This window comes from Methanobrevibacter sp., from assembly GCF_017409525.1.
GTDB lineage: Archaea > Methanobacteriota > Methanobacteria > Methanobacteriales > Methanobacteriaceae > Methanocatella.
The window spans coordinates 109,625-124,897 of sequence record NZ_JAFQSO010000008.1 but is presented as its reverse complement, the minus strand read 5'-3'; the positions used below and the strand labels follow the sequence as shown (position 1 = coordinate 124,897).

Below are 15,273 nucleotides of genomic sequence, written 5' to 3'. Positions count from 1 at the left end.
TTGATGAGAATGCTACTGGTTTTATTGGCTTAACAGAATCCGGTTCAACTTTCTATGTTGCTTTGGTAAATGGTGTGGCAACTTACACTGATGCTGTGCCTGCTGGAAGCTACAATGTTGAAGTGACATACACTGGTGATGATAACTTCAATGGAAACAGCACTATAGTGTTGTTCACTGTTGTTGAAGCTGCTAAGGAAAACACTACAATTGATGTTGATGTTGATGTTGTTGAAAATAATGTTACTTACACTGTTAATGTAGATTCCAATGCTTCTGGTATTGTTAGGTTTGAGGTTTCTGGCGCTTTAGAGTATGTTGTTTATGCTGATGTTTTAGATGGTGTTGCTGTGATGGGAGATGCTCTTGTGGCTGGTGATTATACTGTTGTTGCTACTTATATGGGTGATGACAGGTTTAATTCCAATGTCACTTCTGAAAGTTTCACTGTCAGGGGACACGTTAAAAAGGACACTCCAATCACTGCTGATGCTAAGGTTAATGGAAACAAGGTAACAATTACTGTTAGTGTTGATGAGAATGCCACTGGTTTCATTGGATTAAAGCAATCTGGTTTAACTTTCTATGTTGCTCTGGAAAATGGAATGGCAACTTACACTGATACAGTCCCTGCCGGAAGTTACAATGTTGAAGTGATATATACTGGTGATGGTAACTTCAATGGAAACAGCACTAGGGTCTTATTCACTGTTGTTGAAGCTGTTAAAGATAACACTCCTATCAGTATTGATGTTTCTAGTGTTGAAAATAATGTTACTTACATGGTTAATTTAAATCCTGATGCCACTGGTATTGTTAGGTTTGAGGTTTCTGGTGCTTTAGAGTATGTTGTTTATGCTGATGTTTTAAACGGCAAGGCAGTAATGGAGGATGTGCTTAAGGTTGGTGATTACACTGTTGTTGCTACTTACATGGGCGATAACAGGTTTAATTCCAATGTCACTTCTGAAAGCTTCACTGTCAAGGGCCATGTCAAAAAGGACACTCCAATAAGTGCTGATGCTAAGGTCAATGGAAACAAGGTTACAATTACTGTTAGTGTTGATGAGAATGCTACTGGTTTTATTGGGTTAACAGAATCCGGTTCAACTTTCTATGTTGCTTTGGTAAATGGTGTGGCAACTTACACTGATGCTGTGCCTGCTGGAAGCTACAATGTTGAAGTGATATATACTGGTGATGGTAACTTCAATGGAAACAGTACTATTGTGTTGTTCACTGTTGTTGAAGCTGCTAAGGAAAACACTACAATTGATGTTGATGTTTCCAGTGTTGAGAATAATGTTACTTACACTGTTAATGTAGATTCCAATGCTTCAGGTATTGTTAGATTTGAGGTTTCCGGTGCTGCGGAGTATGTTGTTTATGCCAATATCATAAACGGCGTTGCTGTGATGGGTGATGTGCTTGTGGCTGGTGATTATACTGTTGTTGCTACTTACCTAGGTGATGACAGATTTAATACCAACGTCACTTCTGAAAGATTCACTGTCAAAGGCCATATCAAGAAGGATACTCCAATAAGTGCTGACGCTAAAGTCAATGGAAACAAGGTAACAATAACTGTTACTGTTGATGAGAATGCTACTGGATTTATCGGATTAAAAGAATCCGGTTCAACTTTCTATGTTGCTTTGGTAAATGGTGTGGCAACTTACACCGATACATTACTTGCTGGAAGCTACAATGTTGAAGTGATATATACAGGTGATGATAACTTCAATGAAAACAGTACAAAACTGTCATTTACTGTTGAGGATCCTGTAAAAGAAAACACTCCTATCAGTGTTGATGTTTCTAGTGTTGAGAATAATGTTACTTACACTGTTAATGTAGATTCCAATGCTTCTGGTATTGTTAGGTTTGATGTTTCTGGTACTTTGGAGTATGTTGTTTATGCTGATGTTTTAGATGGTGTTGCTGTGATGGGTGATGTGCTTGTTGCTGGTGATTACACTGTTGTTGCTACTTACCTAGGTGATGACAGATTCAATTCCAATGTTACTTCTGAAAGCTTTACTGTCAAAGGCCATGTTAAAGAGGATACTCCTGTAAGTGCTGATGCTAAAGTCAATGGAAACAAGGTAACAATAACCGTCAATGTCAATGAGAATGCCACTGGATTTGTTGGCTTAACTCAATCCGGTTTAACATTTTATGTTGCTTTGGTAAATGGTGTGGCAACTTACACCGATACAGTACCTGCTGGAAGCTACAATATTAAAGTGACATATGCCGGTGATGATAACTTCAATGGAAACAGTACTAGAGTGTTATTCACTGTTGTCGAAGCTGTTAAAGATAACACTCCTATCAGTGTTGATGTTTCTAGTGTTGAGAATAATGTTACTTACATGGTTAATTTAAATCCTGATGCTACTGGTATTGTTAGGTTTGATGTTTCCGGTGCTTTAGAGTATGTTGTTTATGCTGATGTTTTAGATGGTGTTGCTGTGATGAAGGACATGCTTGAAGCTGGTGATTACACTGTTGTTGCTACTTATATGGGTGATGACAGATTCAATTCCAATGTTACTTTTGAAAGCTTTACTGTCAAGGGTCATGTTAAAAATGACACTCCTATAAGTGCTGATGTTAAAGTTAATAGAAACCTGGTGACAATAACTGTCAATGTTAATGAGAATGCTACTGGCATTGTTAAATTTATTGTTACCGGTGCTGAGGAATATGCTTTGTATGTGGATGTTGTTGGTGGTAAAGCGGTTCTTGAAGGTGTTTTAGAATCTGGAAACTACACTCTTGTTGCTGCTTATATGGGTGATGACAGATTCAATGAGAATGTTACTTTTGAAAGCTTTACTGTCTACGTTCCTGAAAAACAGGATACCAATGTTTCAATTACTGTTCCTAGTGATATTAAAGTGGGTGACAATGTCACTGTTGAAATTTCTGTTCCAAATGCTACAGGTAATGTGTCTGTATTCGTTGATGGTGTAGAAACTGTTATTCCTTTAGATGAAAATGGCAATGCTTCTGTTCATTTGGATAACATCTCTGCTGGTGAACACAGCATTTTTGTGGTTTATACAGGTGACGATACTCATGAGGCTGCTTACAAAGCTATTCAATTATCATTGAAAGTCATGCCTACACAATTCACAAACATCACTGTATTCGGTGATCAAAACATCACAGCAGTATTGGCTGATGAGGAAGGAAACCCAATTGCAAATGCAGTAATCGACTATCTTGTTGGCAGTGTAGCTGGCTCCACTGTTACTGGTGCAGACGGTTCATTTATTGTCGCTGGTGAAAACGGCACCATAATGAAAATCCGCTTCGCTGGAAACGATGCATTATTGGCTACAGAAATGAACGTTGAATTAAGCGGTGTGGCTCCTGTTGTTCCTCCAGTATCTAAAGTTGAATCCAGATTCAACATCACTGGAAACTCAATAACCCTTAAAGGTTACGCTATCGATAAGAGAGCTGGTGAAATAGGAATGACTTACGCTACTGAATTGGTTGACATAAACGGCAATCCAATACCAAATGCTTACATTGAATTTGCTATCAATGATAAGATTCACAACAGAACAACCTATGAAAACGGTAGCTTCTTACCGTATGAATTGAACATGCTTAGAGCTGGAAGATACACATTGGCATTCTCCTTCGGAGGAAATGACCAATACAACAGCACATTTGCTGTAGTATGTATTGATTTGGATAAAAAACCAATCACAATCAAGGCTTCTGCAAAAACATACAAGGCTTCTGCAAAAACCAGAAAATACACAGTAACACTAAGCACAATTCCAGGTTCATCTGCTGACGGTAAAGCACACCTTAGGGCGGGTTTAACAGTTACCATGCAAATAAATGGAAAAACATACAACAGATTAACCAACTCTAAAGGACAAGTGTCATTCTATCTCCAATTGACTAAAAAAGGCATATACAATGCTAAAATTAGTTATGCTGGAGACCAGACATACTGCTCTGCAAGCAAATCCGTAAAAATAACAGTTAAATAGTGAGATTAAATTCTCACTAACTTTTTCTTTTTTTAGTTACATTTGATCTAATAGTCCTATTGGTGCTATACGTAACAAATATTCTGTATAATGTACTGGTAAACTAAATCTTATTTTTAAGCATATTCTAAAAATAGTAAAAAGTAGTATATGTGTTTTAGAATTTCTCTAAAATTCTTGCATATACGGCTTTCAGTTCATCATCTGATTTTTCATAAATTCTTTTTAGAATCAATTCAGGTGTACTTTTTGCAAGGAAATTCATTTTTGGTGTTCTGTCAACAATTAAATTGTAGTCTTCATCTAATCCTTTAGCTTCAATGCCGTCCACTCTGATATCTGTGTAATTCATTAGCTCCCGTGCCATATGGGTCACGATTACTCCATAGGAATTAGATTCTTTTATCATATCAATGAATGTGGATATGATTTTAACTGCTGCATCAAGTTCTGTTATTCCTTCAAGTTCATCTAGTAATACTAACTTTTCACTATTGGTGGTGACGATTGGTATGAACACGTTTAAGAATGATTCAAATGCTCCAGCATCTAAAGATCGTTTTTTGGAGAAGTGATAGATTTCATCAAATAGTTTTATCTCGGCGCCGTCTGCACTTACTGGAAGTCCCATTTGCGCCATTATAGATATTTGTGTTAATGTTTCGAGAAGTGTGGTTTTTCCTCCGCTGTTTGCTCCGGTCAGAAGTGCAATGTTTTCATCTTTTGTTAATTGGTAATCAACGGTTTGAACATAATCCTCATCTTTTTTAAGCGCCAATTCCAGATGCAGCGCTCCAGTTAATTTGATTTCATCGCTGAATTCGGGTCTGCATAAGCCGTATTCGTATGCAAAGCTTCCTAAAGAGAATTCATAGTCAAATCTTATTGCATCTTCAACTTCTTCGATGGCTCTTTCTTTAATGGAATTCAGTTGTATTGCAGCACTTTTTTTAATGTCAAAAATATCGTTTTCCTTTTTTGATGACTGTTCCAGGGTCACCCTCTGGATTTCATTCTCATCGATTTGGATCGGATATGTCCTGAGGTATGGGTCAAAATTTATGCCGGTTTTTTCACGGATGATGTCTTTGCGTTTACTTATAATTTCATCAAATATTTTACTTATCTTTGGAGGGAAGTTGTTGTTTAATAAGTTGAGAATTTCATCTCCTTCAAGGTCAATAGTTTTTATAGATTTTTCCAACTCTTCATCCATCTCATCTTTTAGAGAAATAACAAGTTCTTCAATATCCACTTCCCTTTTGTCAATGATATTCAATTCATCAATGATGGGGATGATGTCTCCTAGAACGCTTTCCTTATTTCTGATTTTTTGAATCTCATGAACTCTATTGAACAGGTCCTTGTTTTGGATAAAGAAATTAATTATTTTTTCGGGAACGATTTCATAATCGCTCTCTTCAATGTTGATCATTACAAGGTTTGGCATTCCATCAAAATCAAGAATTCCCTGTGAATAAACATAGAATACCAGGTCATAGTTCATCATCTCTTCTTGAAGCAATGGTGAATCGCTTGCAGTGATGATTGGATAATACTGATTCAAACCCAAATCTGTAAGGTATGCATTGTCCTCTTCACGTTCAACTAAAATGGCCTTGCTTGGATCGTATTCTGGTTTGGCTTCTTCAACCTCTTTTAAGTTTTTCATCAATCCTCTTAACTTGATGATTGGAAGTTGTGAGACATGTTCTTTAGCATTCATTACAAAATCAAGTTGTGAGTTTATCTTTTCAATGTCTTTGGAAGGAGAAAGCAATAGTATTCTGTTTTTTGAATATGTTGTGTTTGAATAGGATAGTATCTTGTTTATGATGTCTTCATAAAGCTCCATTGCCCTATCGCTTTTTATGAATTCATAAGTGGGCATGTTCAACAATTGTTTCATTATTTCAATTGCTTTGCGTTGACTTATTCCTTCAATGTTTGCTATCTTTTCAACATCGACATTATCAACTATTTTTTGGAGTTCTTCTTCGCCCCCAACACTGTTCAATATTTTTTCAGAGATCTTATCTCCTATCCCTTTTATATTTTGCAATGTTATTTTTTCCCCTTGCATTTTTACCAAACCCTTTTTGTAAGTATACATATATTTTAATATATATTGCTTGTTTGCCGAGAGCATTTGAAAAGTAATATTCAATAGTTGAAAGGGGCATTCTTGAAACTATACTTCAACAGTTCGTTTTCATTAATATTGCCGTTCAGTGCTGATTGATAAACGTCGACTATTTTATAGTAATCATCATCTTTATAGCGCCCATCTATCGAGAAATTTGAGTATCCGACTTCTTTTAGGTGGTTGATTTCTTTCAATAGTGAAAGTTCACTGTCGCTAAAGATGATCAGTTCTTCATCAGAAATGCTTTTGTGGATTGCATGTTTGTTGTTGTGCAAATCAATCAAACAATTTTTGTAGTTGGCTTTCAGTTCTTTATTGTATAATAGGGGGTATCTGGTTTTCATCAGCTCAACAGGCCCTTGAACTAGAATTTCTAATTTTTGTGGTGTTTTGCAATGATTTATTATGTCTTCATAGTCGTTTTTTCTAAGCTCAGGGGATATTGTTAATATTCTATAATCTTTAAGGCCATCTATTGTTTCTGTATTGGTGACGTTCATGGAATACGGTCCGTATTCTCCATTAAAGTTGCTGCTCATGATTGGAATGTTGATGTGCATCTTATTCAGTATTCCCCGCACTTTATTCAGCGCTTTGATTAACTTGTCATGGCAGATGTCGGGCCATTTCCATATCAGTTCATAGTTTTTGCCATATGAAATCTCATAAGCCTTTTTAATAAAAGTAACCATGTAATTGATGTTATGGTTGGGTTCGGGGGTTATGTCTAGAGAGTCATTTTCATTAGGGATTTCTAGATAGACTCTAGTTACATTGTCGATTTCTCTTAGATGATTTAGATTATTGGTATAAAACGAGATGTTCTGGGTTTGGGGGGTTGTTTTGTTTTCTTCGATGTCTAATTTTATTTTTTCAGATTCGTGTGAATAGAGGTTAATCACTTCATTTTCTAAACTTTCAAATATGTTTCTTCTAAGCTCGTTGATTTTTCTAATTGGAATAAACAATGTTCCGTCGTAGTTAATATTGATCTGAACTATTTCAAAGGGATACTTGCCCACTTTTGAAAGCTGATTTCTAACAGTATCCTGGCTGACGCTTTTTTTGAGAGGTTTTTCAAAAGGTGCATTTCCCATTATTTCGGCTTCCACTTCTTTCTTATTTGCAAGAGTCAATTTTCCTTTTAAGACTGGAAACTTGTTTTTTATGGAAAATGTAAGTATTAATTTGGATTTGACATAGCTTTCCCCTTTGTTTTCAATTTCCTTGACTTTTTTGGTTAGCCGGTTTCTTTTTGTGAGATAAACGTCCGAATCATTTAAATCAAAATCGCTTTTTTTGTTTTGCCATACTTTTTTAACAGTCAGCACTCTATTTTTACGGGTTAGGTCTTTTATCTGTTTGTTTTTGCCTTTCTTAAAGTGATTTAATGTTGTTATTGTCGGGTCTTGCGATATTTCAAATCCATAATCGTTTTTGTTTTTAACGATTAGCAATCCGTCCCCCCTTTCGGGAATGTTTTTTAGAGAATCATTTAACCTTATTGCAATTTGATTTTTTTTGCTTTCAATAACTTTTCCTATTTTCAAGCCGATATGGCCTGCCCTTAAGCTTCTTTTTGATGTTTGGCTAAATTGGCCATGGCTAAATCCTCTGTTGAAAACAAGATTTATCTCTTCGCTTTCACTTTCTTTCCCGCTTTTCAGCTTATTCAAGGCTTTTCTATAGTTGCTTATTACAATGGCCAGATATTCCTTGGATCGCATTCTGCCTTCAATTTTTATGCAACTGATATTCAGCTCGCAAATCTCCTTTAGATTGTCAAAAAGACTCAAATCGCATGGGGATAGGTAGTAATCTTTCTTGTTGATTCCTTCCAGTTTGTATTTTTGACGGCATGGTTGAGCACAGGTTCCTCTGTTTCCACTCCGCCCACCTTTAAAACTGCTCATTAGGCATTGTCCGGAATATGAATAGCATAACGCTCCATGAGCGAATATTTCAAGTTCCATATCTGTTTTCAAATTTTTGATTTCGTCTTTTCTCATTTCACGTGGAAGAACAACCCTTTTTATGCCTTTGCTTTCAATATAATCTAGTTTGAGTTGATTTTCTGCGGTCATTTGCGTTGATGCATGAATCGTTAGGTTAGGCAAATGCTTGTTTATCAGTTCAACCAAACCCAAATCCTGGATAAGGACAGCATCAACTCCTATTGCATATAGCTTGGATAAATAATTAATTACATTTTCAAGTTCGGATTGTCTGATTAATGTGTTTACAGTGACGTAAACTTTAACGTTGTGCATATGGGCAATGTTTACTGCTTCGGCAATTTCATCTAATGTGAAGTTTTCAGCAAACTTGCGGGCGCCATAGTTTTTTCCAGATAAATAGACAGAACTTGCTCCAGCATTTATAGCCACTTTCAGATAATCCATTGACCCGACCGGTGCAAGCAATTCAGGAATTCTCATTTTTTGTCCTCATGTAGTCTGCCTTCAATATAGTTGCCCTTGTTGATGTAGGATTGTGAGGAATCCATAATCTGGTATTTGTATTTGGTTAATTCTTCCGGGTCTTTATTTTTGAGGCTTTCATTGTATATTGATAGGATTTGTGTGGTGTATTTTTCATTTGAGTATCTGCAATCCAGAATCAATGAATCAAGATGGAACTCTTTGATTTCATTAATCTCTTCAATTAGGCATAAGCAGTCTTTATTGATAATGTGGCTTTGTCTGTTGTAGTCGAAAAATATTTTATACTTGAACTTTTTCCTTTTTTTATCTTCCAGTGTTGCATAATCAGCATCATTTGATATGATGAAGTCCTTGCCGTCATTTAGGTTAGTGAAATCGTCCTTGCTTACAATGACCTCCAGATTTCCATTGACAATCATTTCCAATTCAATATTTCGGTCATGATTCTTATTGATTAACTCTCTGATTTCTTCACCTGAAAGTTCAGAGGACACTATCAATGATTTGAATCCTGCTTCATTTAAGTCACGAACAGCAAAGCTGTTCCATACATTTAAGTTATGGTTTCCATAAATCGGACAATCGAATAGTTCAGCCATTCCGGGGAAATCTCCCATCACTGAAACGATTATTCCTTCATTTTCAAGCTCCTTGACAATTTCATTGCATCTGTTTGCATCTTCTTCTGATATGAATGAGGATAAAACCCAAACGAGTTCTGTTGGGGAAGCCATTAAACTGGCTTTCTTTAAAGTTTCTTTTATGTCATTAAAGTAATCCTCCGGATTGTTATAGTGGCAGTTTCTATCAAAATAGATTCTTTTCAAGTCAAATCCGGACACTGCATTAATTTGGGAAATGTCATCTACAAATACGGATAATTTCGGTGTTTTCCTTTTTGTTTTGTTCGGCGCGTTTTCATAATCCTCGAAAAATTTGGTCAGATTCTTACGCACAGCTTTGACAGACTTTTTAGTTGGAGTATAATGGTTGATTAAAAGTTCGGTTGCGGTGTCTAGGATTTCACGCCTGATCTGGTTAATTTCACGGATTGGGATGAAAATGTCCTTAGGCATGTTATTAAATCTAATATTTTCAATGTAGAATGGAGTTCCTCCAGTTTTATTAAGCTGCTTTTCAATTGTTTCCTCTGTAACTGGTTTATTTTTAGCCTTTTGGAACTTGTCTAAGGTTTTATGCCTGAAATTAATCAACTCATCATCTATATGGTATTCAACTTTTGTGAATAGGTTAAGGTTTTCATCCCAGGTTAGGGACAGATTAATTCCAACATTGTTTTTAATGGTTTCCTTTTCAAATTGCTTTAGATAATCGTGTGTTGATTTGGAATAGCTGATGAATACTTCAGTTCCAACCTTGACAAGGCGTGTGGTGTCTATTATTATCTCATTCTCATCCTGCTTGATAATGTTTTCAAGATAGATTCCTTTAATTTTGCCGTTGTATTTAAATGCAATTCCATCGCCAGGCTCTAGAATAATTGGAATCTCCTTATTTTTAATTTCAATTGTGACTTTGGTATCTTCAATGTTTGTAATGTCTCCGATGTATAGGCCTTCATGACCTGAACTTCCTCTTCCCATTACTTCTCCTGGCCTGTCTCCCATCATGTATCCGTTGGTAAATTGGCGATTAAAAACAAGGTGCAAGTCTTTCTTATAGTCTCCAGGATTTCCGTCAATGATGTTCCTGTAACTGTTGACGATGGTTCCGATATAATCTCCTGATTTCATTCGCCCTTCCAATTTCAGCGATTTAACTCCTGCATCTGAAATGGCCTGTATGTTGTCATATGTTGCAAGGTCATGTGTTGAAAGCAGGTACCCATTTCCTATGTTGTATCCTCTGTACTTTAGACGATATTCCCTTCTGCAAGGCTGTGCACATGCTCCCCTGTTTCCGCTTCTCCCGCTATTGTATGATGACATGTAACATTTTCCACTTACGCAATAGCATAGTGCCCCATGTCCAAATACTTCAATGTCCATGTCAATGTTGTCTTTTTCAAGTTGGTCATGAGTATCTTTGATTTGTTCAATACTGACTTCCCTTGGAAGCACAACCCGTTTTATATTATTTTTGCTGGCCCATTTGAATGAGGAGTAATTGTTCAAACCCATTTGTGTTGAGGCATGAACCTCCAATTCTGGAATGAATGTCTTTAAAAGCCAGATTAATCCAAGATCCTGTACAATAACTGCATCCACTCCAATCTGATATAATTTAAATAAGTATTTTAGTACATCAACAATTTCAAAGTTGTTTATTAGTGTGTTGACTGTTACATGGATTTTAGCACCATTCAAATGAGCGTAATTAACAGCATTTTCAATTTCTTCAATTGTAAAGTTTTTAGCATAAGCTCTAGCTCCATATTGCTGACCGGCTAGATAAACGGCATCGGCACCGGCATTAACCGCAATGGTCAAAACTTCTGGAGAACCTGCAGGAGCTAACAATTCTTCTAAAACCATTTTATTAATACACCTTGATTGATTTATTCATTAATCTTTTTGTAATTAATTATATATTAAATTAAAACATAATCTATTTTATGTACATAGTATTTGAAGGAATAGACGGTGCCGGAAAATCAACCCAAATTGGAATGTTAAAGGAATGGCTTGAGGATAATGGATTCAGGGTCGAAACATTGGTTGAACCGACAGATTCCGAAGTTGGAAAATTGATTCGTAAAATCCTGCAAAGGCCTGATGCCACATCCGATAATGTTCAAAAGACTTTAGGCTTGCTTTTTGCAGCTGATAGGATGCTAATAATGGATAGATTGGAAGATGAATCTAAAATCATAATTTCTGACCGGTCATTTATTTCATCTCTTGCTTATCAGGAACCTGCAGATTGGATTGAGGTCTTAAATAAATACGCTAAAAAACCGGATTTGTTGATATTGCTTGATTTGGATGTTTCTAAATCTGTTGCAAGGACATCTGGTGAAGATACTTTTGAAAATGAGGAATTCTTGACTGGCGTCAAAGAAAATTATCTGAAGTTGGTTGAGAATTATGAACATCAGGTGATTGATGCAAACAATGGGGTTAATAAGGTTTCTTCAGATATCAAAAAAGCCGTTGCGCCTTATTTAGGGATTTGTCCGGATTGCATAAGATAGGTGATGTGTGGAATGAAAACGAAGATTCGCAATGTCTCTAAAATAGTGTTGAGCATTATAGTTTTTATCAATATAATCTTGATTTCCACTTCAATAGTTCTTAATTTGGCTGAATTCAATGCCATTTTCTTTTTTGACATATTTGTATGTCTTGTTCTTTTGTTTGACTTTTTTAAAGGATTTAATAAATCTTCAGATAAACTTGGTTATTTTAAGGAAAATTTCATAGGATTGATTGCAGCAATACCTTTTGATTTAATGTTATCTCCGTTTTTAGTCTCTGATTATATAATGTTTATTAAATTCATACGAGTGTTACTGCTAATTGCACTCTTTTTCAGAATTGTTGGGGTCTTTTTAAAAAGCACTCATCTGGATGAGATTTTAGGAGTTTTTGTTTTGGTTGTAATAGGCTCAACATTGGGCTTATATCTAATTGACCCTAGTATGAACAATCTGTTTGATGATTTATGGTTTGTGATTGTTAGTTTAACAACAGTCGGTTATGGTGACATTACTCCCTCTACGGTCTTCGGTAAGGTATTCAGCCTAGTATTGTTAATAATAGGAGTGTTCATTTTCAGTGCAATCACGGGGGCGATCTCTTCCTATTTCATGGATAATGTGCTGCAGGAAGGAAGCTATCATATACATGAGTTAAAGGAAAATGTTGCAAATTCCGAAGAGGAGTTAAAAAAAGTCAATGAGCAGCTAAATGAAAATGAGAAAAAAATCGAGGAGTTAAAAGAAGAAATAATTGAATTAAAAGAAATTATTGAAAAGAATAATTAATTAAGATAATTAACTATTCACTCTTCAAGTTCTTTTAATCTTTCTTCGATAGCATTTGCCAGGAATTCTTTTACTTTCACAAGTTCGTCATATTCTCCAATCAATACAGGGCCGAATTCGGTCTGTTCTAATTTAAAGTCAAATTTTTCAAATGCATGGGCAAGCATTGCTTCACCAACACCATTTGGTATGCCCATTTGAAATTCTTGTTTTTCTTCATCCATTTAATTTCCCTCCATGTATTCTCTTACAGGAGCAAAGAATTCAATTAAGAAGTCTTTTATTCCATTTTTCAAATCCATTGGGTGTAAATTTCCTTCACTAAAGTCTTTAATTAATTCATCATGTGTCAATTCGATGTCACCACCGAATTTTTCAGGTCTTTTGATAAGTAAAGTATCTTGATTTGGGAAAACGAATGTTTCTGCAATTTCGATCATCGGGTTTCCTTCAATTTCTCCCTGCGGACAGAAACTTTTGTTGATTTTTTTGGTGATTACCTTAACAGAATCATCCACTGCAATATAGTTTCCTTTACTTGAGGACATTTTGGCATCGCCGTCAAGACCATGCAACAATGGGGTGTGGATACACACAGGCACGTTTTCTCCAATTCTCTCCAAGTTTTCTCTTGCCAACATTTGGATTTTTCTCTGTTCCATTCCTCCAAGGGCAATGTCCACATCCAATGCAGCCATATCAACGGTCTGCATAATTGGATAAATTACGCTAGCCACTTTCGGATTGTCGTCTGCACGACTTACCTGATCCATACTTCTTCTTGCTCTTTTTAAAGTAGTTAAGGTAGCTAATTGATAAACCTTATCAGTGTAATCTCCTTCTAATTGAAAAGATGAACCTAAAACATATTCTGTTGTTTCATCAAGACCTAATGCTTGGAAACATTTTTTATTGTATTCTGCGGTTTCCGCTATTTCTTCAACAGTTCCTTTTCCATTTAAAAATGCGTGATAATCTGCAAGAAGGATTTTAATTTTAAAGCCTAATTTTTGGAGCTGTTTTAATTTTTGCACGGTTACTGCATGCCCTAAATGGATTTTTCCAGAAGGTTCATAACCAGTATAAGCTACAGGTTGTTCTTTAGCCAAAACGTCTTTTAATCCTTCTTCATCTATAATTTCTAAGGTTCCTTCTTTGATTAATTGAATCTTTTCTTCAATACTCATTTTATCACTTAATTCAATAAATAAATGTAATTATCAATTCTGATAAGATTGATTTCGTCTCCAATATTGTAATCTGCAAATTCTTCTTTCATTTCCAAATCGACTGCAGAGTAATCGACAGGGTCTAAGATTTGCATCATGTTTGGAGATTTTGAGATGATTGTTGTTGTCTCTATCTCGTCTGATTTTTTAACAAGTTTAATGTCTTCTAGGTTCTTCATAGGGATGTTATGTTTTTTATTTGTAGAAATGTCAATCCCAACGAAGCTATTTTTACTAATGCTATGTATTTGAATTATTTTATTTTCGTATTTGATGAAGTCATTGAGTTCAAATTCGGGAATTCTAACTGAAATCCAAATTCTGTAAAGTCCTTTTCCGGTAGATTTGTCTTCACTAATTAATCTTGGGGATTCCTTTATTATTCCTCCAAATTCTTCCTTTAAATTTTCAGCTACTTTTTTTCCTGATTTAAAAGAACCGATATAATAGTCATATCCCTCTTTTAATTTAGCTATTTGAGGACAATATGCAAGTTTGTCCGATTTTGACTGTTTTATTAATGTTCTTTCAACTATTTCATCCGCTTTAGCATATTCTTCTGGCTTTATTTCTCTATTATCTGCTCTAAATTGAATTACAGTCTCATAATAACCTGATTGCATTTTGCTGCAAGTTGGACAAACTGTTTTTTGAAGTTTAACCTCACATTCATGGGTTTCTTCAATTTGCATGCCATGAACTTCTCCAACAACTTCAACATAACAGCTGGCTATTGTTCCTTTAATTTGGTCAATTTCTAAATTTATTATTTCATTTGAAACTTCATCAGCAATTTTTATATTTCTCTCGAGTGCTCTGTAGATAATCTCTTCTTCAGGAATGTTTTCTTCTGACCATTTTCCCTCTTCAAGTTTGCTGTTGCAATGGCTACATATTTGAATTTCAATGCGTTTTGGAAGTTCAATCATTTGAAAATCTTTTAAAAAGCAGTCAATGCAAATGTCGCCGACCATTTCCTTATCGGTACTTCCACACTCTGGACAAAACATAATATCAGTAAAAAATAAATAAAAAAGTAGAATTATAATGATTTTAAAGGTGCTGTTGCACCGCATGCAGCACATTTAAGTAAGAATATCCTACCTTCTCTTATAATTCTAGTATCTGGACGGTTACATTCATGACAAATTACGTATTTGTCTACATAGTCTTCAATTCTTTCGTTAATTAGGTAGTGTGTAAATTTACCTTGCAATATTGCTCTTTGACCTTCAATGTTTCCTGCAGTACCTAATTCTCTCATTAAGAATTTTAATAAATGTTGTGGGTCTCTGTTTAAACCTTCTGCAACATCTTTAAAGTTTTTGATAAAGGTTCTATTACCTTGGATATCTGAGTAAGCTTTAGGAATTTTGAATCTTTTGTGTTCAAATACTTCAGGAGGTAATTGGTCTATCGCTCTTTCTAATAAATCTTCATATTTATCCATTTTATCTCTCCTATAAAAATTAGTATAAGTATAATATAT

10 protein-coding genes are annotated in these 15,273 nt (G+C 35.3%); 3 read left to right on the top strand and 7 right to left on the bottom strand.

Annotated elements, in window-relative coordinates:
- The coding region (locus tag IJE64_RS04205) for an Ig-like domain-containing protein (RefSeq protein WP_292782471.1) at nucleotides 1–4,019 on the top strand (4,019 nt) is incomplete at its 5' end.
- Nucleotides 4,020–4,176: 157 nt separating this feature from the next.
- On the opposite strand, the gene IJE64_RS04200 is transcribed toward IJE64_RS04205, so the two are convergent.
- The 3 genes from IJE64_RS04200 to IJE64_RS04190 form a co-directional block, all read right to left on the bottom strand.
- A complete protein-coding gene (locus tag IJE64_RS04200; protein ID WP_394355588.1) occupies nucleotides 4,177–6,102 on the bottom strand; it encodes an endonuclease MutS2 in 1,926 nt (641 codons plus the stop codon).
- A gap of 80 nt (nucleotides 6,103–6,182) precedes the next feature.
- Nucleotides 6,183–8,603 (bottom strand): U32 family peptidase, encoded by a 2,421-nt coding sequence (locus IJE64_RS04195; RefSeq protein ID WP_292782464.1) that lies wholly within the window; start codon nucleotides 8,601–8,603, stop codon nucleotides 6,183–6,185.
- Nucleotides 8,600–11,104, bottom strand: coding sequence for a U32 family peptidase (locus tag IJE64_RS04190; protein ID WP_292782459.1), 2,505 nt, complete (start codon nucleotides 11,102–11,104; stop codon nucleotides 8,600–8,602). The genes IJE64_RS04195 and IJE64_RS04190 overlap by 4 nt, the downstream gene beginning before the upstream one ends.
- A gap of 80 nt (nucleotides 11,105–11,184) precedes the next feature.
- On the opposite strand from IJE64_RS04190, the gene tmk reads away from it, so the two are divergent.
- A complete protein-coding gene (gene tmk, locus IJE64_RS04185) occupies nucleotides 11,185–11,763 on the top strand; it encodes a dTMP kinase (RefSeq protein WP_292782453.1) in 579 nt (192 codons plus the stop codon).
- 12 nt (nucleotides 11,764–11,775) lie between these two features.
- Nucleotides 11,776–12,555 carry a potassium channel family protein gene (locus tag IJE64_RS04180; RefSeq protein WP_292782450.1) on the top strand — a complete coding sequence of 260 codons (780 nt, stop codon included), beginning with the start codon at nucleotides 11,776–11,778 and terminating at the stop codon, nucleotides 12,553–12,555.
- Nucleotides 12,556–12,572: 17 nt separating this feature from the next.
- On the opposite strand, the gene IJE64_RS04175 is transcribed toward IJE64_RS04180, so the two are convergent.
- Genes IJE64_RS04175 through IJE64_RS04160 form a run of 4 tightly spaced genes read right to left on the bottom strand, consistent with a single transcriptional unit; the run spans nucleotide 12,573 to nucleotide 15,234 of the window.
- Nucleotides 12,573–12,779 (bottom strand): hypothetical protein, encoded by a 207-nt coding sequence (locus IJE64_RS04175; RefSeq protein ID WP_292782448.1) that lies wholly within the window; start codon nucleotides 12,777–12,779, stop codon nucleotides 12,573–12,575.
- On the bottom strand, nucleotides 12,780–13,742 hold the full coding sequence (locus IJE64_RS04170) for a tyrosine--tRNA ligase (RefSeq protein WP_292782446.1): 963 nt from the start codon (nucleotides 13,740–13,742) through the stop codon (nucleotides 12,780–12,782).
- A gap of 8 nt (nucleotides 13,743–13,750) precedes the next feature.
- Nucleotides 13,751–14,794 carry a 60S ribosomal export protein NMD3 gene (locus IJE64_RS04165; protein ID WP_292782444.1) on the bottom strand — a complete coding sequence of 348 codons (1,044 nt, stop codon included), beginning with the start codon at nucleotides 14,792–14,794 and terminating at the stop codon, nucleotides 13,751–13,753.
- 32 nt (nucleotides 14,795–14,826) lie between these two features.
- Complete coding sequence (locus IJE64_RS04160) at nucleotides 14,827–15,234, bottom strand: translation initiation factor IF-2 subunit beta (protein WP_067040760.1); 408 nt, start codon at nucleotides 15,232–15,234, stop codon at nucleotides 14,827–14,829.
- Nucleotides 15,235–15,273: the final 39 nt, after the last annotated feature.

Excerpts from the sequence above, each read along its gene's own strand:
- IJE64_RS04200 (WP_394355588.1), bottom strand. The coding sequence starts at position 6,102 with ATGCAAGGGGAAAAAATAACATTGCAAAATATAAAAGGGATAGGAGAT.
- IJE64_RS04160 (WP_067040760.1), bottom strand. The coding sequence starts at position 15,234 with ATGGATAAATATGAAGATTTATTAGAAAGAGCGATAGACCAATTACCT.
- IJE64_RS04165 (WP_292782444.1), bottom strand. The coding sequence starts at position 14,794 with ATGTTTTGTCCAGAGTGTGGAAGTACCGATAAGGAAATGGTCGGCGAC.
- IJE64_RS04190 (WP_292782459.1), bottom strand. The coding sequence starts at position 11,104 with ATGGTTTTAGAAGAATTGTTAGCTCCTGCAGGTTCTCCAGAAGTTTTG.
- IJE64_RS04195 (WP_292782464.1), bottom strand. The coding sequence starts at position 8,603 with ATGAGAATTCCTGAATTGCTTGCACCGGTCGGGTCAATGGATTATCTG.
- tmk (WP_292782453.1), top strand. The coding sequence starts at position 11,185 with ATGTACATAGTATTTGAAGGAATAGACGGTGCCGGAAAATCAACCCAA.
- IJE64_RS04180 (WP_292782450.1), top strand. The coding sequence starts at position 11,776 with ATGAAAACGAAGATTCGCAATGTCTCTAAAATAGTGTTGAGCATTATA.
- IJE64_RS04170 (WP_292782446.1), bottom strand. The coding sequence starts at position 13,742 with ATGAGTATTGAAGAAAAGATTCAATTAATCAAAGAAGGAACCTTAGAA.
- IJE64_RS04175 (WP_292782448.1), bottom strand. The coding sequence starts at position 12,779 with ATGGATGAAGAAAAACAAGAATTTCAAATGGGCATACCAAATGGTGTT.